The sequence below is a fragment of the Actinomadura darangshiensis genome (assembly GCF_004349235.1).
Classification (GTDB): Bacteria; Actinomycetota; Actinomycetes; order Streptosporangiales; family Streptosporangiaceae; genus Spirillospora; species Spirillospora darangshiensis.
Window position 1 is genome coordinate 1 of the sequence record NZ_SMKY01000242.1, and the last position, 13586, is coordinate 13586.

General features: G+C 69.8%; 16 protein-coding genes. 3 read left to right on the plus strand and 13 right to left on the minus strand.

The window, feature by feature from the left end; genetic code table 11:
- The 3 genes from E1293_RS35250 to E1293_RS35260 all read right to left on the minus strand — a co-directional run.
- On the minus strand, positions 1-351 hold a 351-nt coding region (locus E1293_RS35250), incomplete at its 3' end, for a maleylpyruvate isomerase N-terminal domain-containing protein (RefSeq protein ID WP_132202460.1).
- Entirely contained in the window at positions 348-1175 is an 828-nt protein-coding gene (locus E1293_RS35255; protein WP_132202462.1) for an NAD(P)H-binding protein, read from the minus strand. The genes E1293_RS35250 and E1293_RS35255, both read right to left, overlap by 4 nt.
- Positions 1176-1187: 12 nt before the next feature.
- The gene (locus E1293_RS35260; RefSeq protein WP_132202464.1) at positions 1188-1853 is read right to left on the minus strand and encodes an SDR family NAD(P)-dependent oxidoreductase; all 666 of its coding nucleotides are present in this window, start codon (positions 1851-1853) and stop codon (positions 1188-1190) included.
- Positions 1854-1929: 76 nt separating this feature from the next.
- Here E1293_RS35260 and E1293_RS35265 point away from each other — a divergent pair, with 76 nt between their 5' ends.
- Positions 1930-2820, plus strand: coding sequence for a LysR family transcriptional regulator (locus tag E1293_RS35265; protein ID WP_132202466.1), 891 nt, complete (start codon positions 1930-1932; stop codon positions 2818-2820).
- On the opposite strand, the gene E1293_RS35270 is transcribed toward E1293_RS35265, so the two are convergent.
- Together E1293_RS35270 and E1293_RS47930 are read right to left on the minus strand one after the other, a co-directional pair.
- On the minus strand, positions 2798-3415 hold the full coding sequence (locus E1293_RS35270; RefSeq protein ID WP_132202468.1) for an alpha-ketoglutarate-dependent dioxygenase AlkB: 618 nt from the start codon (positions 3413-3415) through the stop codon (positions 2798-2800). The two genes, E1293_RS35265 and E1293_RS35270, sit on opposite strands and share 23 nt — an antisense overlap.
- A gap of 37 nt (positions 3416-3452) precedes the next feature.
- Positions 3453-3611 carry a hypothetical protein gene (locus tag E1293_RS47930; RefSeq protein WP_165978541.1) on the minus strand — a complete coding sequence of 53 codons (159 nt, stop codon included), beginning with the start codon at positions 3609-3611 and terminating at the stop codon, positions 3453-3455.
- 187 nt (positions 3612-3798) lie between these two features.
- Here E1293_RS47930 and E1293_RS48850 point away from each other — a divergent pair, with 187 nt between their 5' ends.
- Positions 3799-4362 (plus strand): hypothetical protein, encoded by a 564-nt coding sequence (locus E1293_RS48850; RefSeq protein ID WP_207939273.1) that lies wholly within the window; start codon positions 3799-3801, stop codon positions 4360-4362.
- Between the two features lie 25 nt (positions 4363-4387).
- On the opposite strand, the gene E1293_RS35280 is transcribed toward E1293_RS48850, so the two are convergent.
- A complete protein-coding gene (locus E1293_RS35280; protein WP_165978540.1) occupies positions 4388-5314 on the minus strand; it encodes a hypothetical protein in 927 nt (308 codons plus the stop codon).
- Between the two features lie 89 nt (positions 5315-5403).
- On the opposite strand from E1293_RS35280, the gene E1293_RS35285 reads away from it, so the two are divergent.
- Positions 5404-6699, plus strand: a complete 1296-nt coding sequence (locus tag E1293_RS35285; RefSeq protein ID WP_243717017.1) for an MFS transporter — start codon at positions 5404-5406, stop codon at positions 6697-6699.
- On the opposite strand, the gene E1293_RS35290 is transcribed toward E1293_RS35285, so the two are convergent.
- The 7 genes from E1293_RS35290 to E1293_RS48855 all read right to left on the minus strand — a co-directional run.
- Positions 6633-8585, minus strand: coding sequence for an ABC1 kinase family protein (locus E1293_RS35290; protein WP_132202474.1), 1953 nt, complete (start codon positions 8583-8585; stop codon positions 6633-6635). The genes E1293_RS35285 and E1293_RS35290 overlap by 67 nt on opposite strands.
- A 90-nt stretch (positions 8586-8675) precedes the next feature.
- Positions 8676-9503 (minus strand): helix-turn-helix domain-containing protein, encoded by an 828-nt coding sequence (locus E1293_RS35300; RefSeq protein ID WP_132202482.1) that lies wholly within the window; start codon positions 9501-9503, stop codon positions 8676-8678.
- Positions 9504-9668: 165 nt separating this feature from the next.
- Positions 9669-10706, minus strand: a complete 1038-nt coding sequence (locus E1293_RS35305) for an XRE family transcriptional regulator (protein ID WP_243717014.1) — start codon at positions 10704-10706, stop codon at positions 9669-9671.
- 16 nt (positions 10707-10722) lie between these two features.
- On the minus strand, positions 10723-11367 hold the full coding sequence (locus tag E1293_RS35310; RefSeq protein WP_132202476.1) for a hypothetical protein: 645 nt from the start codon (positions 11365-11367) through the stop codon (positions 10723-10725).
- A gap of 28 nt (positions 11368-11395) precedes the next feature.
- Positions 11396-12094 (minus strand): glutamate ABC transporter substrate-binding protein, encoded by a 699-nt coding sequence (locus E1293_RS35315; protein ID WP_243717016.1) that lies wholly within the window; start codon positions 12092-12094, stop codon positions 11396-11398.
- Between the two features lie 161 nt (positions 12095-12255).
- Positions 12256-12825 (minus strand): hypothetical protein, encoded by a 570-nt coding sequence (locus E1293_RS35320; RefSeq protein ID WP_132202478.1) that lies wholly within the window; start codon positions 12823-12825, stop codon positions 12256-12258.
- A 437-nt stretch (positions 12826-13262) separates the two neighbouring features.
- On the minus strand, positions 13263-13586 hold a 324-nt coding region (locus tag E1293_RS48855; protein ID WP_207939274.1), incomplete at its 5' end, for a hypothetical protein.

Consider the following 13586-nt stretch of genomic DNA (forward strand, 5'->3'; position numbering starts at 1 on the left):
CCATTGGACGGTCCGCTCCCACGCCTCGTCCGGCATCCGCTCGAAGGCGTCGGCGAATCGGGCGGCAGCGTCCCGGACGTCCTCGGCAAGGGCCCGCGCCGGACGGCCCGCGCCGTCTTCGATCTCGGCGGCGCGGGCCTCCAGGCTCGGGTACTCCTGCGACTCGACGCCCGTGCGCGCCCAGGTCAGCAGGCGTGTGCCGCCGTCGGCGTTGCGTGCGACGTGGGTGAGGACGTGGCCGCGCGTCCAGCCGGGGAGGAGGGACGGCGCGCGGACGGCGGTGTCGTCGAGCCGTTCCGCGGTGGCCAGGAGGTCGCGGGTCGCGGCGGTGATCTCGGCGAGCGGGATCATGCGAAGGCGGCGGTGTGGGCCTCGGCCCACTGGCGGAAGGTCCGCGGCGGGGTGCCCGTGACGTCCTGGACGGTGGACCGGACGACCGACTCGTCCAGGGAGCCGTTGACGTAGAAGTCGAAGAACGCGTCGACGTACTCGACCGGCATCTGGCCGCTCATCTCGGCGCGGGCCTCGTCGTCCGGCTGCGCCTCGAAGCGCAGGTCGCGGCCGAGGACGTCGCCGAGGGTCGCGACCTGGTCGGCGGGCAGCAGCGCTTCGGGGCCGGTCGGGTAGTACGTCTGCCCCTGGTGCCCGTCCTCCAGGAGGGCGGCGGCCGCGACCGCGGCGATGTCGTACGGGTCGACGGCGGCGGCGCGGACGTTCGCGAACGGCAGCCGCAGCGTGTCGCCGGCCTGGAGTTGCGGCAGCCAGCGGAGGGCGTTGGACATGAACGCGCTCGGCCGCAGGATCGTCCAGGGCAGCCCGGAGTCGTGCACGGCCCGCTCGGTGAGGATCATGTAGCGGCTGACGGCGTTGCTGGTGTCGCCGCTACCCGCCGAACCGCCCGAAAGCTGGACGACTCGCCCGACTCCGGCGCGGCGGGCCTCGGCGAGGACGCCCGGCATGTCGCGATAGCCGGGAAGCAGGAAGACGCCGGACGCCCCGTCGAGCGCCGGCGCCAGGGACGCCGGGTCGTCGAGGTCGCCCGCGACGTACTCGACGCCGCCCAGCGGGGCCGGCGGCGGCTTGCGCACCAGCGCCCGCACCGGCTCGCCGGACGAGGCGAGGATCGCCACCAGCTCGGCGCCGATGTTTCCCGTGGAACCCGCAACCAAGATCATCAGAAGTACCTTTCACCAGGGGAGTGGGCGGCCGTCGCGGAAGAATCCGCCGGTCGGGCCGTCGTCGGGCAGGGTCGCGGCCCACACCACGCCCGCCGCGCCGTCGGCCACCGGGCGTCCGCCCGGACCGCCCATGTCGGTCGCGACCCAGCCGGGGCAGACCGCATTGACCAGGATGCCGTCGCCCCGCAGCTCGGCGGCGAACATCCTGGTCAGCGCGTTGAGGGCGACCTTGGACGCGCTGTAGGCGGGGGTGCCGCCGCCCATATTGGTCAGCGAGGCGATCTCGCTGGACACGTTGACGATCCGCCCGTGCCGGCTGCGCCGCAGCGCGGGCAGGAGGGCCTGCGTCAGCCGCCACGGCCCGTACAGGTTGGTCTCGGCCGCGTCCCGGACGACGGACAGGTCCGCGGTCGACGCCCGCTGCCACGTGTCGTAGGTGATCGCGGCGTTGTTGACCAGGACGTCCAGCTCGCCGACCTCGGCCGCGACCCGTTCGATGTCGGCGGCGGAGGTCACGTCCAGCAGGAGCGGCGTCGCGCCGGCCTCCTTGGCGGCACGTTCGGCCGCGTCCGCCGACCTGGCCGCGAGCAGCACCCGGTGGCCGCGCGCCACGAGCTGTCCGCACACCTCGCGCCCGATGCCCCGGTTCGCCCCGGTGACCAGTGAGACCGTCATCCCGCCCTCCCGTGTCGAAACGATCATCACGCGGGGACGATCGCGCGTCCAATACCGGGCGTGATAACCCTTGGGTATGGACGCGCACCTCCGGGATCTACGGTACTTCGTCGCGGTCGCCGAGGAGCTGTCCTTCACCCGCGCCGCCGAGCGGCTGTTCGTGTCGCAGCCGGCGCTCAGCAAGCAGATCAAGCAGCTTGAGGAGCAGCTGCGGGTGCGCCTGTTCGACCGTGACCGGCGCACGGTCGCGCTGACGGCGGCGGGACGGACGCTGCTGCCCGCCGCCTGCGAACTGCTGTGCGCGTGGGACGAGGCGCAGCGCGCGGTGAGCGACGCGGCGGCGAACGAGGCGTCCGTCCTGACCGTGGGCATGTCCACGAGCGTGGGACGCGGCCTTCTGGCCGACATGCGGGAGCGGTTCGCCGAACGCCGTCCCACCTGGAGCATCCGATTCCGTCAGGTCAACTGGGACGACCCCACGGCGGGCCTAGGGGACGGCGACGTCGATGTCGCGTTCGTATGGCTGCCCATCCCGCGCCAGGACGCATTCAACATTCAGGTCGTCGCGGAGGAGCCGCGCTGGGTCGCGCTTAGGGACGACCACCTTCTCGCCGGACGCGAGACCATCGCGTTCGAAGAGCTCCTAGACGAACCGTTCATCGCCCTACCGGACGACGCCGGCCCCCTGCGCGACTTCTGGCTCGCCATAGACGAACGTGATGGGAAGCCCGCGCGTGTGGGCGCGACCGTTTCCAACGCCGACGAGACGTTCGCGGGCATCGAGGACGGCCGCGGTGTCGTGCTGATGGCGTCCGGCAACGCCGCCATCTACCGGCGCCCAGGGATCGCCGCGATACCGGTGACGGGGCTGTCGCCGAGCAAGCTGGCCCTGGCATGGCGGTCCGGCGACCACCGGAACGTGATCCGCGATCTTGTGGGGGCCTTCAGCGAACCCCTCGGGGCCTGAACTGGATGCTGATCCGGGAGCCTTTCGCGTGGGTGCTCTTAGGGATCGCGTGCTCCCACGTCCGCTGGCAGCTGCCGCCCATGACGATGAGGTCGCCATGGCCGAGTTCGTGGCGCATCGTTGGCCCGCCACCACGTGGACGTAGGAGAAGGCTCCGCGGTGTGCCGACCGAGAGGATCGCCACCATCGTGTCGTGCGTGGCACCACGTCCGGTCCGGTCGCCGTGCCACGCGACACTGTCGCGGCCATCCCGGTACAGGCAGAGCCCAGCGGTGCGGAACGGTTCCCCGAGTTCGTCGGTGTAGTGGTCGTCGAGCGCCGCCTTCGCCTCGTCCAGGACGGGGTCGGGCAGTTCCTCTGCCTCGTCGTAGAAGGAGAGCAGGCGTGGGACGTCCACGACCCTGTCGTACATGCGGCGGCGTTCGGCCCGCCATGGGACGGACGTGAGCAGCCGCTCGAACAGCGCGTCCGCGGCGGGAATCCAGCCGGGCAGGACGTCCACCCAGGCGCCATGCGCGAGTTGCGTGCGCCGCGCCGAACTCAGCGGACGCGGACCGCTCTCGTCCGTGCTGTCCAGCAGCGACCCTTGGAACATGCCCCCACTGTACCCAGCGAGTCAAACATGTGTTCGATCACTTGCGCCGGTACATGCCGACGCACGACGTCATCCCGACGCCCGGACGGGTCACGACCGCTTCGCCGTCCACGAGGATCCGGCATCCGAGCCTGCCCATCGGCGGGCTCGACGCGCTCAGGTTGAGCACCAGCCCCGCGACGAGCGGTGCGGGCATCGCGAAGTCCCTGTGCCAGGGCGGCTTCACGTTGTGCAAGACCACCGAGCCGACTTGGCGGGGTCGGTGTAGTTGACTGCGCTTTGCCGCCGCCGGTCGCGGTGCTGGTGCATTCCCAATCGACCAGAGGCGGTATCGTTGCGCGGAATACCGTCCAGGCTGACGCGCTCCACTGACCGGAGGGTTAATGTTGACAACGGAATTCTGGAGCGTACTGGAGGAGGAACAACGCCTGCCATGGGTGTTCACGCCGCTCGAACACGTCGGGCCCTTGGAGTTCGGCATGACGCATGAGCAGGCAATGGCGGCGGTCGATGGCCTGATGGAGCCCGGACGCTCGTTTTCCGGAAACGAGTTGCGGGCTGAGCTTTGGCTCCCGCGGCGACCCGCGCCACAGGCTTATGGGCCGGCGGTAACCGTTTACTACGGCGAGTCGATCGGCTTGGCAGGCATTGCGGTCAACGCACTGCGCGGCCCACAGGTGACCCTGGACGGGATGGCTCTGGTGGGTCAGGTGCCATCATGCTTGAATCGCCAGTTCGTCGACTACCTCGAGACGCACAACAAGGGGCATCGGTACTCGCAGGACGCCGATCTGTGCTCCCTCGAGCTTGGTCTGGTGCTTCGGGCCCAGCGCGCCGGCGACCGCGTGTTGAGCCGCCCGGTGATGGTGGGCGAAGCCTGGGCCGACCAATGCGGCGACAATGCGTTGGGCCCCATCCCTCAAGAGGAGTGGACGGCTTTCGTCTAGCCAGGCCGGGGCCTTGTTGCACGCTTCACGTGCCATAGGTGTGGTCGCAGCTCGCGGTGCCCGTCGCGGACTTCTGGTCGACCGGCCGATCGTCCAGGAAGATTTTGCAGGCCATCGGCGCGGACGCCTTCTGCATCGGGTAGATGCCGCTGACGAGGAGGCCGATCACGGTGGTGCCGGGCTCGGCCACCGAGAAAGTCCTGCTGCGCCATGGGAGTTTCACATTGTGCAACTCCACCTGCTTCTGGGTCTCCGGGTCCTCGTAGACGACCTGTTTCGCCTTTCCGATGCCCGTCAGCAGATACCGGACCCGATGAGTGGGCGCGGTGTCGGACGTTCCCACGTTCGGGAGCCGCTGGAAGACGAGCGAGGCCAGGCCGCTGAGCGCGCCGCGCGGGTCCTTGTCGGGCTTCTGCGGATTGCCGTCGAGCGTCAGTTCGACGACAAGGCTGCCCCTGCGCGCGGCCACCGTGTATTCGTCGCTCATGGCCGGCGTCTTGCGGTCGAACCAGCTTTCGTCCATGCCCTGGACGACACCGGTGGCGAAAACCGAATTGCCGCTCGGGCTCTTCATCTCGGTTTTGTGCCGGTCCAGGTCCTGTTCGAAGACGAGTTCGGCGGCCTTCGCGCTTTCGTGCAGGCTCAGGGACATCGAGTCGCCCAGCAGGTGCAGGCAGCCCACCGTGTTGGCCTTGGCCGTGGTGCCGTTGCCGCCCGCCGGCTGGTCGATCAGTGGCATCAGCTGGTGGCCGTACTTGGCGTAGTCCGCGTTGGTGAGCAGACCGCACATCTTGTCGGTGAGCCGCCCGTTCTCCGGCTGCGGCCAGCCGCCGGCGGGCGGCCCCTGGGCCGCCGGTTTCAGGCTGCTCCCGCCCGCCCCTTGCTCCTTCGCATTTCCCCCGTCGCCGCAGCCGGCGAGGGCGAGAGCCAGAACGCCGGCGGCCGCGATCAACGTGCTCGTTCGCATCACGGCCGGGACGTTATCCACAGTCGCTTACACACCGATTACATGTCGGAGGCGGACTGTAGCCTGCGCACGTGATGGGGGAGCTGCCGCGTTCGGCGAAGGCGCTGGTGGTCGTCCGGGTGATCAACCAGCTGGGCGCCTACGTGATGTCGTTCCTGGCGGTGCTCGCCGGGGCCGACCTCGCGGCCTTGGCGCTGGCCGTCTTCGGCATCGCGGCACTCGCCTCGCGCTGGCTGGGCGGCGTCCTGCTCGACCGGTTCGCGCCGCGGACCCTCGTCGTCGCGGGCCTGACGTCGACCGGAGCCGCCCTGCTGGTGCTCGCCGCCGCGCAGGGGCGGGCACAGGTACTGGGCGCGGTGGCCCTGGTCGGCTTGGCCTTCGAGATCCAGGAGCCCGCGACGCAGGAGTCGCTGGCCCGCGCCGACGGACGCCGCGGCGACATCTACGGAACCCTGGGGACGACGCTCACCGCCGCCGGGGCCATCGGAGGTCTCCTGGCGGCGGTGCTGCTGCCGCTGGGCGCACGCTGGCTGGCCGTGGTCGACGGAGCAACCTGCCTGCTGGCGGCGGGTGTGGCGCTCGTCTTCCTGGAACGGGAACCGGTTCGCCGGATACGCGCGCCGGACGTCCGCTGGCGTCCGTCCAGGCACCTGCTCCGGCTGACCGCAGCGGGCACGGCGTTCGCATGCGGCTACCTGGCCGTGCTGATGTATATGCCGCTTCTCCTGCTCCAGCGCGGCGCGCCTGCGTGGCTCCCCGGCCTGACCCTGACCAGCGTCGCCCTCCTGGCCCCCGTGACCGGACTCCTGGGCCGACGCTGCCTAAACGCCCTGACCCCACCCCGGCCCGATGGCGTGGAGCAACCCCGGCCGGACGGCGCGGAGGTACCTCGGGCGGATGGCCTGGAGCGACGCCGGGTGGATGGTGTGGAGCGACCTCGGGCGGACGGTGTGGAGCGAACCCGGACGGACGATGTGGAGCATGAACGCGTGCTCGCCTTGGGGAGTGGGGTGCTCGGGGTGGTCGCCATCGTCTTGGCCGTGGCGCGTTCTGTTCCGCTCACTGTCGCCGCCTACCTGGCATGGGCCGTCGCCGACAGCGTGTTGCAGGGGCGCTGGCAGGCGATGATCGCCGACGTCGCACCCGAGGCCGAACGGCCGCGCTGGTTCGCGTTCTTCGGCTCGTCGTGGGGCGTCGCCCAGCCCGCTGTGCCCGGCCTGGTGGCACTGGCGGGCGGGGCGATGCCCGTCGCCGGGGCCGCCTTCCTGGCCGCGCCCGCCTTCCTGCGCCCCGCCCGGGGGCGTCAGCGGCGGAAGATCACCGCCAGTACACGGAGGGAGAGCACGGAGCAGATCACCAGCCCGCAGTAGCCGAAGAACTGGTACAGGGTCACGTCCGACGTCATGGCCGGGCCGTCCTTCAGTCCGAGCAGCATCACCGCCATCACCCCGGCCGTCGAGGCGAGGATGGTGAGCAGCACCTGCTGGAGGAGGCCCGTGACCGTCCGGCGGTCGGACTCGTCCGCGAACAACCGGATGTTCATGGACAGCCGCCCGGACTCCGCCGCGGCGGTGATGCGGTCCAGCCGGCGGGGGAGCCGGCGCAGCAGCGGCAGCAGGCCGAGGATCTCGTCGTGCGCGGCCTCCTGGAGGGACCCGGGCGTGAGGCGTTCCCGCAGGTAGGACTCACCGAACGCCTGCGCCTCGTTGGCGAGGCCGAAGCCGGGCGCCAGCTCCGTCAGCCCGCCCTCCAGCGTCGCCAGCGCCCGGAACACGGCCGCGATCTCCGCCGGGACGGCCAGGTCGAACCGCGCGACCAGCCGGAACAGGTCGGTGAACATGGCCATGTCCGGGGTGGTGCCGGGGCCGAGGTGGCGGGCCATGAAGGTGCCGAGAGCGCGGCCGAGGGCCTGCTCGTCCAGCTCGTCCGGGCGGGCGACGACCTCCAGGAAGGCGTCCGTCACCGCGGTCGCGTCGCCCCTGTTCATGGCGATGAGCATGCGCTGGAGGCAGCCGCGCAGCTCGGAGTCGAGCCGTCCGACGGACCCGAAGTCGATCAGGCCGAGGCGTCCGTCGTCGAGCAGCAGGATGTTGCCGGGGTGAGGGTCGGCGTGGAACACCCCGTCCAGGACGACCTGGCGCAGCACCGTGTCGAGGAGGGTGTGCGCGAGCTTCGTCCGGTCCAGTCCCTGCGCGTCGATGCGCGGGCCGGCCTTGCCGAGCGCGGTGCCGTCCAGCCGCTGCATGACGAGGACGCGGCCGGTGCACAGGTCGTCGTAGGGGCGCGGGATGACGACGTCGGCGCTGCGGCCGGTCGCCGCGACCGACGCCATATTGCGCGCCTCGACACGGAAGTCGAGCTCCTCGCGCAGTGCGGTCGCGAACCCGGCGGCGAGCTCGACGACGCCGAACGACTTCGCCCAGGCGGCGCGGTCGTGCAGTGTCCGGGCGAGGCGCCCGACGATGTCGAGGTCGCGTTCGACGATCGAGCGGATGCCGGGCCGCTGGATCTTGACGACGACGTCCTCACCGGACCGAAGCGTGGCCGTGTGCACCTGCGCGATGGACGCGGCGGCGAGCGGGGTGCGGTCGAAGTCGGCGAAGACGTCGCGCGGGTCGCCCAGCTCCTCCCGGATCACGCGCTCGATCTCCGGCCACGGGACGGGCGTGGCGCGGTCCTGGAGCCGGCCGAGTTCCGTGACGAACTCAGGCGGCAGGACGTCCCGCCGAGTCGACAGGACCTGTCCGAGCTTGACGAACACGACGCCGCCCTGTTCGAGCGCGTGCGTGAACGACCGGGCCGTGCCGCTGTTCGGGCGGGCGCGTCCGCGCAGGTAGGGGCCGAGGCCGTGGCGGAGGAAGATGAACGTGATCCGGCGGTAGCGGCGGGTGCGCGCGATCCGCGACCGGACCCCGCCGAACCAGTACACCGGGGACGGGACGGTACCGGTCGGGACGAACGCCTCCCATAGCACCAGGGTCGTCATCGAGACCAGCAGGGCGCACGCGAAGCCGAGGCAGACGAACCACAGCAGGGGCGTGACGTCGCGCTGCTCGTCGAGGTCCCCGATCAGCGCGGTGATGATCGGGCTCGCGACGCCCTGCCCGACCGCGCCCGCCACCGCCATCCTGAGCAGGGAGAACCGGACGTTGAGGAGCCGCCGCGCCCCGTACGCCATGACCCACGTGTTGATCGCCGTCCCGGATACGAACGCGACGACCGCCGCCGAACTGTTCACCGTCTGCCCCGCCCGCATGTCTTGTTCCGTGCTTGCGGAGCGACGCTATGGCGCGGCGGGCCGGGTGATCTTCCCGCTGGCGGGGGAGGCGCTGGTCCCGGCGGGGGATCAGAGGTCGCGCAGCAGGCCCTTGAGGAACGAGGTGGTCCAGCCGGGGCGGGCCGCGCGGATCCCGAGCAGGTCCATGGTCTTCTGGTAGTGGACGGCCTCCTGCCCCTCCGGGTAGCGGGCGGCGGTCAGCTGCTCCAGGTAGACGACGTCGTCGATGTCGTGCTCGGCGAACCGCACGATCGTGATGGGCCCGCCGAGCGCCACGTGCCCGCCCGCGGAGAACGGCAGGACCTGCACCTTCACGTTGGCCATGCCCTCCGACACCGCGATCAGGTGCTCGATCTGCCCCCGCATCGTCTGCGGCCCGCCGATCGGCCGCCGCAGCGCCGCCTCGTCCATCACCGCCCACAGCGTCGCCGCGCCGGTCGGCCGATGCAGGATCTCCTGCCGTTTCATACGGACGGCGACGCGCCGTTCGAGCCCCCCGTACGGCTCATCATGGTGTTCGAGCCCGATGACGGCCCGCGCGTAGTCGCGCGTCTGCAGCAGGCCGTGGACGTACTGGACCTCGTAGCTGCGGACCGTCGACGCCGACTGCTCCAGCCCGAGGTACTGCTCGAACCAGTTCGGCACGACGTCGCCGTAGGTCTGCCACCAGCCGGGCTTCTTCGCATCCCGGACGAGTTCGAGGAAGCTGCGGCGCTCGTCCTCGTCGTCGACGCCGTAGTGGGTGAGAAGGTCGAGGACGTCCCGGACCTTGAAGCCGTGCCGTCCGAGTTCCAGCCTGCTCATCTTGGACGCCGACCCGCGGATGACGTCTCCCGCCTCCGCCCGGCTGACGCCTTTGTCCTCGCGCATGCGTCTTAACCGCGCGCCGATCTGCATGCGCAACGCGGTCGGACTCGCCTGCTGATTGTCCAGCACAAGATCTCCTGCGTCCCGTCCGCCCCCATGCACCCTCGGAGGGTCTCACAGGCAATGGCGGGCGCGCAGGAGACCTCCGGACAGAGATCTCTAACTCCGCTGCCCGCGCTGTACGAATTGCGGGGTTTACCGCCGCGGAAGAAGAAGGTCGAGATCGGCTCGCGTCACCCGCGCCCGCTCGGCGACCTGGTCGCGGTCGATCCCGGCCGGCCCGACGATCTCGATGGCGCGGGTCAGCATGGTCGGCTGTTCGAGGGCCTTCGCCGGCCCCGGCTCATGGCGCCGCCAGCCCCGGGAACTCATCGCGCTCATGGCGTTCCGGTAGTCGGTCTCTTTCATGATTGTGAGGGTGCGGGCGCGGTAGAGAAGCGCGGCCATGCTGACGCCCCACTCTTCTTTCAGCGCGCCCAGCCGTTCCCAGTCGGCAATGGCCGGCAGTTCTTTCGCTATGTCGTCCTCGGGCATGAGGAACTCGGCGGCGAATCTGTGCGCCTGGTCTTCGACGATCTTTTCGCCGGGCTCGGCGTCGGCGTGCATGACGAGGTGGCCGAGCTCATGGGCCCCGTCGAAACGGTTACGCCAGTAGTCGCCTTTGGCCGGATTGAAGAAGACCATCGGCCGCGGGTGGATGCCCACGCTGAACGCGTCGACCCGCTCTGCCGCTTGGGGCAGGACGAGGACGATCACCCCGTGGGCTTCGAGTAGCCGGACGACATGCGGCACGGGACCTTGTTCGGCCAGGAGCGCCTTACGGGTCAGCCGGGCGGCCTCGACGGGCCCGGGGCCGGCGATCTCGTCCGGCGAGACGGGGTACTCGGGCAGGTCGATGTGGGGGAAGTCGACGAGGCTTTCCAGGACGGCGACGACGTCGGTGGCGATGCGCCCGTATGCGAGCGCCTGGTCGCGTTCGATCTGTGTGGTCGATCGCAATGACCGGAAGTGGGCTCCGTCGAGGGGGACGGGGGTTCGCCCGGACTGGAAGAACTCGACGGGCACGGCGAGGGCGATGGCGAGACGCTTGACGGTCAGCTCATCGGGTCTCTGAACGCCCGCTTCGTACTGCCCGATCGCCTTGGGCGTGGTCTCCACGGCCTGCGCGAGCTGGTTCTTGCGCATTCCTCTGAGTCGCCGGGCAAGCGTCAGCCGCTCGCAGTCGAACAGCACCCTGCGCCACCCTTTGCTAGGCCGTCTTCCTCACCTCGCGGAGCCGCATCGGGACGTCTTCTTGCCCGTCGTCCCAGAGCGGCATCGTCCGCTCGACGAGCTTACGACGTGGATCGGGGCCGATGGTGTCGTCCAGCTGCTTCACCCAGTGCCAGGCCGTCCCGCGGTCGGCGTTCCACCTGGGCCGCCCCAGGAAGAGCTCCATTTCCAGGGGGTCTTCGGTGGCGCTGTGCGCGAGGACGAGGGTGACGTCTCCGGGCGTGTCGTGCTGCTCCAGGCCGGTCAGCGGGAGGACGAGCTGCGGGTCGTCTCTGTAGCCCTGCTGCGCGACGGCCTGCTTGGTGGGGCTGTCGCGGTCCCACCGGATCTGCCGGACGTTCCCGAACTCGTGCCGTTTCAAGAGGATGCGGTAGCGCCCGTACCGCCATCCGGGCGACTGGTTCAGATTGTCGCGGACGACCTGGGGTTCGTTCTCGAAGACCCGGTCGATGTGCGTCGCCAGCACGTCGAAGGCGCTGAACCCGTACGAGCGGTCGGTGAACCCCGCCGCCCGGCTCAAACCGTTGAAGACGGCCAGCGTCGCGTCGCGGTGGGCGTCCCGCAGGGCATGCAGGAAGCCGACCGCCAAGAGCTCGTCCCAAACCTGCCTGTCTTCACCCACGCTCCGACGATAACGAGGGGCACCGACATTACGAGCAGCCCTCGAACTGAGGCACCTCTTGGACGAGCTTGAGCCCGCTCTTGCCGAACCACTTGTGCAGCAGTCGACCGGCCGTCCCGTCCTGGTACATGGTCGTGAGGGCCCGGTTCACCGCCTCGCACCCGTCGACGTCGCCCTTCCGCATGGCGACCCCGTACCGCTCATCGGTGAACGGCGCGTTGACGATCCGGAGATCCTGTGCCGCGAACCCGGCCAGCACCAGGTCGCCAGTGGACACGGCATCAACGGCCCCGGCGCGAAGCTTCGCCACACAGTCGCTGTAGGACGACCCCGGCACGAGCCTCGTCGGAATACCCAACCCGACAACGACCCGCTCGGTGGAGACAGACCCACTCGCCTGGCACATCTTTCGTCCTGCCAAGTCGCGCACACCCCGTATACGGGTTTCTCCTCGCCGCACCATGACGTCCTGATGAGCGACGTAGTAGGGCCCGGCGAACGACACGAGCTTGGCCCGGTCGGGCGTGATCGAGTAGGACGCGAGAACGAGATCGACGGCACGGCTGTTCAGCTTGTCCTCGCGGTTATCGGACCTGACCTCGCGAAACGTGACCCGGGACGCCCCGAGATGCCGTGCGATATAGCTGCCCACATCGACTTCGAACCCTCGGAAGACGCCGTTCGTCCGATGCCCGAGTCCAGGCTGGTCGGCTTTGACGCCGACCACGATGGCGTCCTTGCTGTGGATGGAGGCCCTGGCGGTCGCACACCCAACAAGTCCGAGAGCCAAGGCCAAAACCATGAAAACGGCGCGCACAGCCCATGACTAACGGCGGGAGTCGACCGCAGGATGAACGCGGGACGACCGTCCACTACGGGCAGCTGAACCTATCGACGCCGCTGGCCGACGGCGAAGAGCCGCACCTCCCGAAGCCGCGGCTCCGGCCCAACTCGCCCTTCCCTTATCCACAGGCTGTGGACAGTCAACAGCACGAGCTGCCGGGCGCCCAAGAAGAACAAGGCGGCCAGCGGCAACTCACCGAGCAACGCAGTGAGAAGACTCAGGACGAATTCGCTCGACCCCCAAGAGAGCCAGACATCGAACCAGGCGTCGCAGACCAGCAACGTCCCACTCACGAGCTGCCCGAAGATGGCGATCTGCAGCCGTTTCCACAGCGCAAAGGCCGTCGCCCCGATCGCCAAGGTCAACCCGACATCGAACCCGATCCAGGCGACGGCCCACTGCCCCGCCGTGAAGTGCTGCGGCAGCGTGAACGCCAGCACAATCGTCCAGGGCACAAGCCAAACACAGCACCCAACAAGCATCACCAGCGCGAGCCCCCGACGCCGCCGATACCGAGGCTCCTCAAGCGGATCAGCGTCGTCCGCCGCGATGAGCGCCCGCAGCAACGCGGTCCGCTCGTCCTTCGAGAGCCCCCGAACCTCCTCCGGCGTCACCACTACAGCAAGCCCCCTCCAGTCAGGACGCATTCTCACCCGACCCGCCACACTCCCGGTAGAGCGATTCACCACAGCGAGCAGGACGGGCCTGGTGGCCGCCGCGGCTATCTGCCTGCGACGACCACCAGGCCGGAATCACTTCGTAGGACGGATCACTCAGCCACGCACGCCCTGCGTTCCTCCGGGCAGATAGCAGCGGCACCACGCGCACTCTTCAGCTCATTGCCGAAGAAGAGCGGGGGATGAAGGCGGGTTGATCGCCGCGAGCACGCCGCGTATTCCAGGGGGGCCGACGATCAGCGAAACGTCCAACAAGCGCACCCGCGCAGGCCCCGCCGACTTCGGTCGACGGCGCGTTGGACGTCCCCAGTCATCGGAGAGTCGTCGGGCCATGCCTGATGAAAGCCGGCCGCCAGGGACCAGCCCGGCCCAGCTCAGCCTCGGCCCTGCCGAACGCTCTTGACGGGCGTCGCCTTGCCATCCGCCACAAGGCGCTCATGCTGCTGCCACCCCTGGAGCCACTTCCACCCGGACCCAAGGGCCGCAGTGGTAGCCGCCACCATGAACGCGGTCACCTGGGTCTCATCGAGATGAGCCCCCGGCACAACCTGCGCCACGACCCCGGCAAGCCATCCGGCCGCAACCGCGAACACAGGCATGAACAAGGCAACGCCGCGCCCCAGCCACGACGCCTCCCCGTCCACCCCGTCCACCCCGTCCCCGGGCTCAACAGCCTCGGCCGGGACGCTCTCCACCGC